Below are 11,613 nucleotides of genomic sequence, written 5' to 3' on the forward strand. Positions count from 1 at the left end.
CCCGGCGGTCGCGCCAGCGCGGTCGTCGCGGGCGGCGTCGTGCCGCGCGGCGTGGGCGTGGTCGGCGTGGGCGTGGTCGGCGTGGGCGTGGTCGGCGTGGGCGTGGTCGGCGTGGGCGTGGTCGGCGTGGGTGTGCCCAGGTTGGCCGTGCTCGGTGTGGTCTTGCCCGGTGTGGGTGGGGAGGGGCTGGTCTCGGGGGGTGCGGGCGGCGGAGACCAGGTCGCGGGTGATGGAGACGGCGGCGAGGAGCAGCATCACGATGCCGCCCGCGATCAGCCAGTACTGGTGCGACGGCTTGACGTAGAGCAGGTAGGTGCCGGTCAGGGCGATCTTGAGCAGGGCACCGCCCACCAGCACCAGCAGGACGTTCTGCGTCTCGCGCCTCATCCGGCACCTCCCAGGAAGACCACACCGGACACGACCGCGCAGGCGGTGGCCACCACCAGGGTCGCCGGGGCGAAGCGCAGGGCGAACGCGCGGCCGAACGTTCCCGCCTGCAGGGCGAACAGCTTCACGTCGATGGCCGGGCCGACCACCAGGAACACCAGCTTCGGCAGCAACGGCATGCCCGCGATCGACGCCGCGACGAACGCGTCGGCCTCGCTGCACAGAGCGAGGAGGACGGCCAGGGCGGCCATGACCACGATGCCCAGCACCAGCTGCGAGCCCAGCGAGTCGACCCAGGCCCGGGGGATGACGACGTTGAGCACCGCCGCGGTGAGGCCGCCGATGACCAGGAACCCACCCGCGTCGACCAGGTCGGCGCGGGAGGTCTCGAAGAACATCCGCCAGCGGGTGCGGCCGTCGGGCTCCGGGATGCGGCGCAGGGCGCGTTCGACGATCCAGGCCGCCTTGCCGAAGCGGGCCCACAACCAGCCCATCACCACCGCGGTCGCCAGCGACCCGGTGAGCCGGGCGAGGACCATCGCCGGGGCGTTGGGGAACGCCACGCTAGTCGCGACCAGCACGATCGGGTTGACCGCGGGCGCGGCGAGCAGGAACGCCAGCGCCACCGAGGTCGGCACCCCCTGCTGCATCAGCCGCCGCGCCACCGGCACCGCCGCGCACTCGCACGTCGGCAGCGCCACCCCGGCGATGCCCGCCACCGGCACCGCCACCGCCTCGCGCTTGGGCAGCAGCCGGTCCAGCAGCGACGCGGGGACGAACGCGGCGATGGCCCCGCTGATCAGCACCCCGAGCACCAGGAAGGGCAGCGCCTGCACGCACACGGCCACGAAGATCGTCGCCCCGGTGCGTACCGCGGGCGCGTCCAACCACGAAGCGATCCACTGCTGCCCGAGCAGCGCCAGGACCAGCAGCGCGCACAGGATTTCCAGCGAGGTCACCCGCCGCGACCGGGTGGGGCCCGCCGCGGGGGGTGGCTGCGGGTCCAGGGTCGCGGTCCGGCCCGGGGCGCCTTCCCGCTCTCCGGCGGGCGCAGCGGCCCCGGGAACCGGGGACCCTGCGCCCGACGGGGCGGACGCGGTGGACTCGGCGGAGGCCGCGATGGACCCGCCGAAGACCAGGGCGGACTCACCGGAGACCAGGGCGGACCCGCCGAAGGCCGGAGCAGGCCCGCCGAAGGCCGGAGCAGGCCCGCCGAAGGCCGGAGCAGGCCCGCCGGAGACCGGAGCAGGCCCGGTAGAGACCGGGGCGGACCCGCCAAAGGCCGCGGTGGGTCCGCCCGAGGTCGGGGTGGGGTCGGCGGAAGCCGGAGCGGAGTCGACAGAGGTCGGGGTGGACCCACCCGAGACCCGGCCGGACCCGCCCGAGGCCGGGGTGGACCCACCGGAAACCGGGCCGGACCCGCCCGAGGCCGGGGTGCGCCCGCCCGAGGTCGGGGTGGGCCCAGCCGAGAGCGGGGTGGGCCCGGCGGCGGCCGGGGTGGGCCCGCCGGATGCCGCGGTGGACCCAGCGGGGACCGGGGCGGACCCGCCCGAGGTCGGCGTCGGGTCGGCGGAGGTCGGGGTGGGGTCGGGTGTGCTCATGGGTGCCTCGTGGGGTCCGGTGGGGTGGGGCCGGGGTGCTGTTCGATACCCAGAGGGCTGTACTCGTCGGTAAGGGACGCTTTTCCTCGATCAGGTGGTGGATTCACCCAGGAGATCGATGCGGAGCTGACTGGCGGTGGACACGACCAGCATCAGGAGCGTGCCCAGGGCGGTGACCTCCAGGCCGTCGGCCGGGAAGGCGTAGCGGAGGGTGACGTCCATGCCGCGGTCGGAGTGCACGACGCCCAGGGTGCCGAAGAGGCCCTGGCCCGCCCGTTCGGCCGCGGAGACCGCCAGGTTCTGGTCCTCGGGGAGGTCCCAGGCGACGACGCAGGTCAGGCTGAGGACCGTGAGGCCCTCCGCGAGCTGCATGGCCTGCACGGCGCAGGGGACCTCGCCGTGGCGGAAGGTGAGGGCGCCGTCGTCGTCGACGTGGACGTCGTGGAAGGTTTCCAGGGATTGGCGGGCCTTGGTGAGCAGCGTCGCCTCGGTGGTGGCCTCGGTGGTCATTGCTGTCCTTCCAGGAGGAGCTTGCGCGCCACTTCCTCGGAGTCCGCGGCGGCGCCGAAGCGGCGGTCGCGGCGGGCGTAGTTCTCCACGGCGGCCCACAGGTGCAGGCGGTCGAAGTCGGGCCAGAGGATGTCCTGGAAGACCAGTTCCGCGTAGGCGGACTGCCAGAGCATGAAGTTCGAGGTGCGCTGCTCGCCGGAGGGGCGGATGAACAGGTCCACGTCGGGCATCTCGGGCTGGTAGAGGTGGCGGGCGATGGTGCGCTCGTCGACCTTCTCCGGGTTGATCTTGCCCGCGGCGGCGAGGCGGGCGATCTCGCGGGCGGCGTCGCCGATCTCGGCGCGGCCGCCGTAGTTGATGCACATCGCCAGGTTGAGCACGTCGTTGCCGCGGGTGCGCTCCTCGGCGACCTCCAGCTCCTTGATGACGCTGCGCCACAGCCGGGGGCGGCGGCCCGCCCAGCGCACCCGCACGCCCATGTCGTCGAGCTCGTCGGTGCGGTCGCGGATGACGTCGCGGGAGAAGCCCATCAGGAAGCGGACCTCCTCGGGGCTGCGCCGCCAGTTCTCGGTGGAGAACGCGTACAGCGACAGCCACCGCACCCCGAGGTCGATGCAGCCGCGGGCCACCTCGACGACCTGCGCCTCGCCGCGCTTGTGGCCCTCGACCCTGGTCAGGCCGCGCTGGTTGGCCCAGCGGCCGTTGCCGTCCATGACGATCGCCACGTGCCGGGGCACGAACTCCAGCGGGATGGCGGGCGGTCGCGCGCCCGAGGCGTGCGGTTCCGGCGGGCGCACCGGGCGCCCCTCCTCGATTCTGCTGACCCGCCGCCGACGCAGCACGACCACTCCTTCACGACACCAGGGGACTCGGCGGTCAACAGTACGAGCCCCGGGAAACCGGGGGGCACGCGGAGGTCGGTTGTCCACATGCGCACGGGAGCACGGGTCAGGGCCTGCGCCGCTCCACCAGCGGCAGCGAGCGCAACTGCCGCTCCAGGTGCCACTGCAGCAGCGCGGCGACCAGGCCGCTGGCCTCGCGGCGGGCGGCGTCGGTGGCGCGCTCGGCGACGGCCCAGGTGCCGTCGGCGAGGGCGGCCATCAGGGTCAGCACCTCGTGGGTGGGGCTGGCGGAGCCGGGGGGCTTGCACCTCGGGCACACCGAGCCGCCCGCCTGGATGCTGAACGCCCGGTGCGGGCCGGGGTCGCCGCAGCGGGCGCACTCCGACAGGGCGGGTGACCAGCCCGCGAACGCCAGCGCGCGCAGCAGGAACGCGTCGAGCACCAGCGACGGGTCGCGGGTGCCGTCGGCCAGGGCGCGCAGGGCGCCGCCGACGAGCAGGTACAGCCGCAGGACCGGTTCGCCCTCCTCGGCGGACATCCGGTCGGCGGTCTCCAGCACGGCGCAGGCGGAGGTGTAGCGCTGGTAGTCGCCGACGATGCCCGCGCCGAAGGCGTCGATGGTCTGCACCTGGGTGATCACGTCGAGGGTGCGCCCGGTGTAGAACTGCACGTCGACGTGGGCGAAGGGTTCGACCCGGGCGCCGAGCCGGGAGGTGGTGCGGCGCACGCCCTTGGCCACGGCGCGGACCTTGCCGTGGTTGCGGGTGATGAGCGTGATGATCCGGTCGGCCTCGCCGAGCTTCTGCACGCGCAGCACCACGCCGGTGTCGCGGTACAGGCTCACCCCGGCATTCTCCCACCTCGGACGGAAAGAGCCCGCACGAGTCGTGCGGGCTCTTTCGGAACGGTTCCCCCGTGGGCGGCGAAGCCCGTGGACCTCAGTACGCGGAGAGGCCGACGATGAGGAAGATGATCGCCGCGACGCAGCCGATGCCGCCGAGGATGTTGCCGATGAGGCAGATGGTGCGCGTGGTGTTCGACGCGGACTCGGCCATCTGGTAGTTGCCCTGCATCTTGTACTGGCCGACCTCGTTCGACTTCATGATCGCGAGGATGCCGAAGAGGAGGCCGCCGATGAAGATGGTGGCGATGGCCCAGCCCTTGTAGTCCGGGATGGCGTTGATGTCGCCGGGCATGCCGTAGCCGTAGGGCTGCTGGCCGTAGCCGGGCTGGCCGTAGGGACCGGGCTGCTGTCCATAGGGGCCGGGCTGCTGACCGTACGGACCGGGCTGCTGGCCGTACGGCGCGGGCGAGCCGTAGGGCGGCGACGGCTGGCCGTAAGGCGGCTGCTGCCCGTACTGCTGGGGCTGCTGGCCGTAGGGCGGCTGCGGGCCGTAAGGACTGCTCAACGGAGGTTCCCCCTAGAACTTTCGACTGGGTGCCGGTGAGGGTATCTGCTACCGCCGACAGGCGTAGTGGGACTGCGCTGATATGACTTTGGGCACCTGGACCGCTACACGTAGAGACCGAGCGCCGGGATGTTCCGGACGACGAACCACCCGCCGATGACCACCCCGGCCAGCAGCGGCGTCCACCGCCAGTGAATCCAACTGCGCACGTGCCGGGCGCGCACCCGGCTCACCGCCCAGGCCGCCGTGCTCCACGCGAACAGCACCAGGAACACCAGCGACACCGCGTTGTAGTGCAGCGCGTCCCCCAACCTGCCGTGCAGCAGGCTGTGGACCATCCGCACGCCCCCGCACCCCGGGCAGCACACACCGGTCAGCGCCTTGGTCGGGCAGGCGGGCAGCCAACTTCCCAGTGCGGTCGGGTCCGACAGCGCGACCACGACGCAGCCCGCGATCCCGGCGCCGACGAGGGCCAGCGGCGCGGCCAGTGCCCGGCCCAGCGGGCGCGGCGGCACGTACACCGGGCGCCGCAGCGCGAGCGGCACGTCAGAAGCCCAAGCGGCGCAACTGCTTGGGGTCGCGCTGCCAGTCCTTGGCGATCTTCACGTGCAGGTCGAGGTAGACCTTCGTGCCCAGCAGCGCCTCGATCTGCTTGCGGGCGGTGGAGCCGACGTGCTTGAGCCGCTCGCCGCGGTGGCCGAGCACGATGCCCTTCTGGCTGGAGCGCTCCACGTAGAGCACCGCGTAGACGTCAAGCATGTCGTCGCGGCCCTCGCGCGGGTTCATCTCCTCGATGGTGACGGCGATGGAGTGCGGCAGCTCGTCGCGCACGCCCTCCAGGGCGGCCTCGCGGATCAGCTCGGCGACCAGGGTGGCCTCGGGCTCGTCGGTCAGCTCGCCGCCCGGGTAGAGCTGCGGGCCCTCGGGCAGGCGGGCCACCAGCAGGTCGGTCAGCGTCCGCACCTGGAAGCCGTCGACCGCCGAGACCGGGATCAGCTCGGCGAACTCCATCACTTCCTGCAACGCGAGCAACTGCTCGCCCACCTGGTCCGGGGTCACCAGGTCGGTCTTGGTGACCACGCCGATGACCGGGGTGCGCTTGGCGACCTTGGCCAGCTCGGCGGCGATGAACCGGTCGCCGGGGCCGACCTTCTGGTCGGCGGGCACGCACAGCCCCACGACGTCCACTTCGGACCAGGTCTCGCGGACGATGTCGTTGAGCCGCTGCCCGAGCAGGGTGCGCGGGCGGTGCAGGCCGGGGGTGTCGACGAGGACGAGCTGCGCGTCGTCGCGGTGCACGATGCCGCGGATGGCGTGCCGGGTGGTCTGCGGCTTGCTGGAGGTGATGGCGACCTTGCTGCCGACCAGCGCGTTGGTCAGGGTGGACTTGCCCGCGTTGGGCCTGCCCACGAAGCAGGCGAATCCGGAACGGTGTGCTGCGGCGGTGCTGGTCACCGGGTCATTCTGCCCTGTCGTCCCTGGACCGCAGACCCGGCGGGGTGATGCGGTGCAGTTCGAGGGTGTCCGACAGGGGCGCGGCCCCGGGTCCGCCCGCCAGCAACCAGCGCTCCAGGTCGGCGATGGCGTCCTCGCCGAGGACCCAGCCCAGCCACACCGGCTTGACGCCCTTGGCCTGCACGACCACCACGTTCGAGGTCTCGCAGGTGTCCAGGCAGGCGGCCACGCGCACGGTCGCGCCGATGGTGGCCGCGGCCTCGCGGATGCGGCGCAGGTGCGCGCCGTGGTCGGTGGTCGGGTGCTTCTTCACGGTGCCGCAGCAGCAGTCGCGGCAGACCGAGACCAGGGTGCTCACGCGAGCGTCTCGACGACCGCGCCGGACGGGTCGGCGCGCAGCACGGGCACCCCGGCGGTGAGGTCGCGGGCGGCTGCGACGGAGTCGGCGTCGACGGCGTCGGCGGCGGTGACGACAGCCGCGGCCTCCAGCCCCTGCGCGCCGCTGGACACCGCGGCGGCCACAGCGGCCTGCAACGCGGTGAGCGCCAGCGAGGGCAGGGCGACGGTGGCGGCGGCGTAGGTGCGGCCGTCGGTGTCGCGCACCGCGGCCCCCTCGGCGGCACCGGTCCTGGCCCGGCTCGACCTCGCCAGGGTCACGATCTTGGCGTCCTCCGGGTCCAGCTCGCCGTCAGCCACGCTCGCCGCTCCTCTCCCACTCCTGGTCGTCGGCCCCGGCGCGGTCGTCGCGGGCCTCGACGGTCTCGGTCGGGCGGACCACCACCGAGGTGATGCGCATCCGCCCCCGGTTGTCCTTGCCGCCCTCGGCCCGGAACCGTAGCCCGGCGATCTCGGCCTCCGCCCCGGGAAGTGGCACACGTCCCAGCCGCTGGGCGAGCAGGCCGCCGACGGTCTCCACGTCCTGGTCGTCGAGCTCCAGGCCGAACAGCGCGCCGAGGTCCTCCACCGGCAGCCGGGAGCTGACCCGCACGGCGCCGTCGTCGAGGTGCTCGACCGGGGGGCGCTCGTCGGCGTCGGACTCGTCGGTGATCTCGCCGACGATCTCCTCCAGGATGTCCTCGATGGTCAGCAGGCCCGCGGTGCCGCCGTACTCGTCCACGGCGATGGCCATGTGGTACTTCGACAGCTGCATCTCCCGCAGCAGGTCGTCGAGGCGCTTGGTGTCGGGCACGAAGACCGCCGCGGACATCACCCGCGCCACCTGCTGCGACTCCGCGGCGGACTCCATCGCGGTGCGCACGAGTTCCTTGAGGTTGACCAGGCCGACGATGTCGTCGACGCTCTCGCCGATCACCGGGATGCGGGTGTAGCCGGTGCGCAGCGACAGCGCCAGCGCCTGCCGCACCGACTTGCCCTGCTCGATCCACACCATCTCGGTGCGCGGCACCATGACCTCGCGGGCGATCGTGCCGCGCAGCTCGAACACCGAGTGGATCATCTCGCGCTCGTCGGCGTCGACCACCCCGCGCTCCTGGGCCAGGTCGACCAGCTCGCGCAGCTCCACCTCGGAGGAGAACGGCCCCTCGCGGAAGCCGCGACCGGGGGTGATCGCGTTGCCGACCAGGATCAGCAGCCGCGACAGCGGGCCGAGCACCGAACCGAGCACCCGCACCGGGCCCGCGGCGATCAGGCCGACGCCGTAGGGGTGCTGGCGGCCGATGGTGCGCGGGCCGACGCCGACGAGCACGTAGGACACCACGACCATGGCGACGCCCGCGACGAGCACCGCCACCCAGCCGGGGCCGATCGAGCGCAGGCACACCACGGTGACCAGCACGGTGGCGGTCAGCTCGCAGCCCAGCCGCAGCAACAGCAGCAGGTTGATGTGCCGGGGCCGTTCGGAGACGACGGCGAGGAGCTGGCGGGCGCCGGTGCGGCCCGCCCGCAGCAGCCCCTCGACCCTGGCCTTGGACACCGCCGAGAGCGAGGCGTCCGCCGCGGCGAAGCACCCGGCCGCGAGGACCAGCAGGACGGCGAGGACGAGCAGGCCCGCCGAGTCCGATGACAACGAGGCCTCCGGGTCAGGGGGTCTGGGGGGGTTGTTCGGCCTCGCCGAGGCCGACGGCGCCGAGCAGCTTGTCGTCCTCGACCCGCTGCGCGGCGCGGCGCTTGGCCTCGGCCGCGGCCGAGCGGAAGTCGGCGAGGATGCGCTTCTGCAGGGTGAACATCTCCCGTTCCTCGGCCGGTTCGGCGTGGTCGTAGCCGAGCAGGTGCAGCACGCCGTGCACGGTCAGCAGGTGCAGCTCGTCGAGCAGGGAGTGCCCCGCGGTGCGGGCCTGGTCCTTGGCGAACGCCGGGCACAGCACGATGTCACCGAGCAGGGCGGGCCCGGCGTCGGAGGCGTCCGGGCGGCGCGCCGAGTCCAGCTCGTCCATCGGGAAGGCCATCACGTCGGTGGGCCCGGGCAGGTCCATCCAGCGCTCGTGCAGGTCGGACATGACGTCCAGCTCGACCAGCAGCACCGACAGCTCGGCCAGGGCGCTGACGTTCATCCGGTCCAGGGCGAACCGGGCCGCGGCGACGATGGATGCCTCGTCGACCGCCACACCGGACTCGTTGGCGATCTCGATACTCACCGCGCCAGTGTCCCTGGTCGCCCCGCCGACCGCTCTCCCGGCCCTAGGTCGTGTTTCGAAAGCCCATGTTCGCGATAGCCGCGCCGAGGCGGCCCCTGGCGGCACGGGCCAAGGACACCGATACAACCCCGGTATCGGCGCCCTCGTCCCGCACCACCAGGAACCACCTCGATCACGACTCTCATCGAACGAGACTTCCGAAACACGACCTAGTGGCCGTTCTCCCGGGCCTGCGGGGACCGCCCGCCCGCGCGCACCGGGCCGCGGCGCTGGGTGGCCGTGTCCTCGGCGCCCTGCCAGCGCTCGTAGGCGTCGACGATGTCGCCGACCAGGCTGTGCCGGACCACGTCGCTGCTGGTCAGCTCGGCGAAGTGCACGTCGTCGACGTCGGTGAGGATGTCGCGCACCACCCGCAGGCCGCTGCGGTGCCCACCGGGCAGGTCGACCTGGGTGATGTCGCCGGTGACGACCATCTTGGAGCCGAAGCCGAGCCGGGTGAGGAACATCTTCATCTGCTCCGGCGTGGTGTTCTGCGCCTCGTCGAGCACCACGAAGGCGTCGTTGAGGGTGCGGCCGCGCATGTAGGCCAGCGGGGCGACCTCGATCGTGCCCGCCTGCATCAGCCGCGGGATCGACTCCGGGTCCAGCATGTCGTGCAGCGCGTCGTAGAGCGGGCGCAGGTACGGGTCGATCTTGTCGAACAGGGTGCCGGGCAGGAACCCGAGCCGCTCCCCCGCCTCGACCGCGGGCCGGGTCAGGATGATCCGGCTGACCTGCTTGGCCTGCAGCGCCTGCACGGCCTTGGCCATGGCCAGGTAGGTCTTGCCGGTGCCCGCCGGGCCGATGCCGAAGACGATGGTGTTCTCGTCGATGGAGTCGACGTAGAGCTTCTGGTTCAGCGTCTTCGGGCGGATCGTGCGACCGCGCCGGGACAGGATATCGAAGCTGAGCACCTCGGCCGGGCTCTCGGCGGTGCCCGCCGAGAGCATCGCGACCGTGCGCTTGACCGTGTCCACGCCCACCTGCTGGCCGCGGGCCGCCAGGGTCCCCAGCTCGGAGAAGACCCGCTCGGCGAACGCCACGTCGGACGGGACACCGGTGAGGGTGACCTCGTTGCCGCGCACGTGCACGTCCGCGTCCAGCAGGTCCTCCAGGAGCCGGAGGTTCTCGTCGCGCCGCCCGAGCAGGGCCAGGGTGGCGCCCTCGGGGATCGGGAAGCGGGACTGGGCGTCGTGCCCGGCGGTGGGCGTGTCGCTGGGGCGCTGCTCGGGAGTACCCGTCACGTGGTCTCGGTCCTGCCTCTGCTCGTCTCCGGCCTGCTGGTCAGCGGGCTGCCTGTGCTGTGAATGCTAGACCTCGGGGCCGACACTCCGCACCGGAGAAACGGGTCTAGCGCCCGAACCCGGCGAGTTGTTCACCGCCGAGGACGTGCAGGTGGGCGTGGAAGACGGTGCGGCAGGCGTCGTCGCCGGTGTTGAAGACGAACCGGAAACCCGACCGGTCGATCCCCTCCACCCTGGCGACCTCGGCACCGGCCCGCAGCACCTCCGAGAGCAGCACCGGGTCGGCGGTGGCCAGTTCCTCGGCGTCCTCGTGGTGGGCCCGGGGCACGACCAGCACGTGCACCCGGGCCTGCGGGTTGATGTCGCGGAAGGCGTAGACGCTGTCGTCGGAGTAGACCTCGGTCGAGGGCACCTCACCGGCGATGATCTTGCAGAACAGGCAGTCGGCACTCATGCGCGGCAGACTATCGGTCACCCCAGGAGGGCCTTCCTGGTCGCCAGGGCCACCCGCGCGGCGTCCGCGCAGGTGCTCGCCGACCCGGCCGCGCCCGGGTCCAGGAACGCCTCGACGACCTCGGCCTCGTCCGCGGCCCCCGGCACCGGCCGCACCACCGCGATCGCCGTGCAGAAGCCCTCCTCGGCGTCCTCGACGAGGAACACCTCCTGCCCCTCGACCTGCTCCCGGCGCACCTCGGGGTCGTCGCCCAGGCCGAACTCCAGGTCGAGGGAGACGATCAGCAGCGGTCCCTGGGTGCGCCCGGTGTCCTCCCACACGCACAGGTGGGCCAGCGGGACCGACGCCGCCTCCACCCGGGCGAGGCCGGGCACCCCGGTGGCGGTCTCCTCCGGGGTGGCGGTCTCCTCCGGGGTGGCGGCGCAGGCGTCGGCGGTGCGCAGGGTCGCGGTGGGGACCCGGTGGTGCCGGGCCACCTGCCCGGAGGTGCCGCGCTCGGCGAGCCCGGCCAGGACGGCGTCCACCGGGTCGCAGATGTCGGTGGCCGGGTCGCCCACCAGTGCCGCGGCCATGACCTGCACCCGCACCCCGTCGCTGAGCCGCAGCAGCTTGCGGCAGAAGTCGTCCTCGTCGAGCACGGTGGTCACCTGGAGTCCGCTGGGCAGCTTCCGGACGTCGAAGGTCCCGTCCTCGGGGTAGACGTCGTCCGGGGCGCCGACCGACAGGCCGAACCCGTGCTCGGCGTCGGTGGTGACGTAGACGTAGCAGTTGTCGAAGCCCTCGTTCGACGGCCGTTCGGGCACCCCGTACTTCTTGATCGGGTCGAGGGAGACCAGCGAGCACCAGTCGACCGTCCTCTGGTCGCCGAAGAATGTGCTGCCCGCGAGCGGGTCGCGGTCGACGGGGACGGCGGTGCCCGCGACGGTCGTGGAACACCCCGCGGCCGGGGCGGCCGCGAAGGCGATCAGGGCATGGCGGAACCGCATGACTACCCCCAGGTATCTACGTCACCCCGCGCATCGCCGGTCACCGCCTCCGCGTAACAGAGATCTCCGGGCAGACCGCCGCGTTGTGGATT

14 protein-coding genes and 1 pseudogene are annotated in these 11,613 nt (G+C 72.8%); all 15 read right to left on the reverse strand.

The genetic code is table 11. The features are described 5' to 3' along the window. Positions 1-387: pseudogene (locus DFQ13_RS35280) on the reverse strand (DUF1980 domain-containing protein); the annotation flags it as partial. After that, positions 384-1,394, reverse strand: a complete 1,011-nt coding sequence (locus tag DFQ13_RS24990) for a permease (protein WP_035288864.1) — start codon at positions 1,392-1,394, stop codon at positions 384-386. The gene DFQ13_RS24990 and the pseudogene DFQ13_RS35280, both read right to left, overlap by 4 nt. A 684-nt stretch (positions 1,395-2,078) precedes the next feature. Continuing rightward, positions 2,079-2,498 (reverse strand): hypothetical protein, encoded by a 420-nt coding sequence (locus tag DFQ13_RS24995; RefSeq protein WP_035288814.1) that lies wholly within the window; start codon positions 2,496-2,498, stop codon positions 2,079-2,081. Next, entirely contained in the window at positions 2,495-3,340 is an 846-nt protein-coding gene (locus DFQ13_RS25000; protein WP_035288866.1) for an isoprenyl transferase, read from the reverse strand. The genes DFQ13_RS24995 and DFQ13_RS25000 overlap by 4 nt, the downstream gene beginning before the upstream one ends. 106 nt (positions 3,341-3,446) lie before the next feature. Beyond that, positions 3,447-4,184, reverse strand: coding sequence for a DNA repair protein RecO (recO, locus tag DFQ13_RS25005; protein ID WP_035288816.1), 738 nt, complete (start codon positions 4,182-4,184; stop codon positions 3,447-3,449). Between the two features lie 94 nt (positions 4,185-4,278). Then, positions 4,279-4,749, reverse strand: a complete 471-nt coding sequence (locus DFQ13_RS25010; protein ID WP_035288818.1) for a CD225/dispanin family protein — start codon at positions 4,747-4,749, stop codon at positions 4,279-4,281. 104 nt (positions 4,750-4,853) lie between these two features. Then, a complete protein-coding gene (locus tag DFQ13_RS25015; protein WP_110081583.1) occupies positions 4,854-5,294 on the reverse strand; it encodes a DUF2752 domain-containing protein in 441 nt (146 codons plus the stop codon). A gap of 1 nt (position 5,295) precedes the next feature. Further along, positions 5,296-6,204 carry a GTPase Era gene (era, locus tag DFQ13_RS25020; RefSeq protein ID WP_035288820.1) on the reverse strand — a complete coding sequence of 303 codons (909 nt, stop codon included), beginning with the start codon at positions 6,202-6,204 and terminating at the stop codon, positions 5,296-5,298. A gap of 4 nt (positions 6,205-6,208) precedes the next feature. Then, entirely contained in the window at positions 6,209-6,562 is a 354-nt protein-coding gene (locus DFQ13_RS25025; protein WP_035288822.1) for a hypothetical protein, read from the reverse strand. After that, complete coding sequence (locus DFQ13_RS25030; RefSeq protein ID WP_035288824.1) at positions 6,559-6,900, reverse strand: hypothetical protein; 342 nt, start codon at positions 6,898-6,900, stop codon at positions 6,559-6,561. Before DFQ13_RS25030 ends, DFQ13_RS25025 begins: the two co-directional genes overlap by 4 nt. Continuing rightward, positions 6,893-8,230: a hemolysin family protein gene (locus DFQ13_RS25035; RefSeq protein WP_035288826.1), complete on the reverse strand. Its 1,338-nt coding sequence runs from the start codon at positions 8,228-8,230 to the stop codon at positions 6,893-6,895. The genes DFQ13_RS25030 and DFQ13_RS25035 overlap by 8 nt, the downstream gene beginning before the upstream one ends. Before the next feature lie 13 nt (positions 8,231-8,243). Continuing rightward, entirely contained in the window at positions 8,244-8,798 is a 555-nt protein-coding gene (ybeY, locus tag DFQ13_RS25040) for an rRNA maturation RNase YbeY (protein WP_110081584.1), read from the reverse strand. Positions 8,799-9,007: 209 nt separating this feature from the next. Next, positions 9,008-10,081, reverse strand: coding sequence for a PhoH family protein (locus tag DFQ13_RS25045; protein WP_110081585.1), 1,074 nt, complete (start codon positions 10,079-10,081; stop codon positions 9,008-9,010). A 106-nt stretch (positions 10,082-10,187) separates the two neighbouring features. Further along, entirely contained in the window at positions 10,188-10,535 is a 348-nt protein-coding gene (locus DFQ13_RS25050; RefSeq protein WP_110081586.1) for a histidine triad nucleotide-binding protein, read from the reverse strand. 17 nt (positions 10,536-10,552) lie between these two features. Next, positions 10,553-11,521, reverse strand: a complete 969-nt coding sequence (locus DFQ13_RS25055; RefSeq protein WP_110081587.1) for a hypothetical protein — start codon at positions 11,519-11,521, stop codon at positions 10,553-10,555. Positions 11,522-11,613 lie beyond the last annotated feature (92 nt).

Source organism: Actinokineospora spheciospongiae (assembly GCF_003182415.1).
GTDB lineage: Bacteria > Actinomycetota > Actinomycetes > Mycobacteriales > Pseudonocardiaceae > Actinokineospora > Actinokineospora spheciospongiae.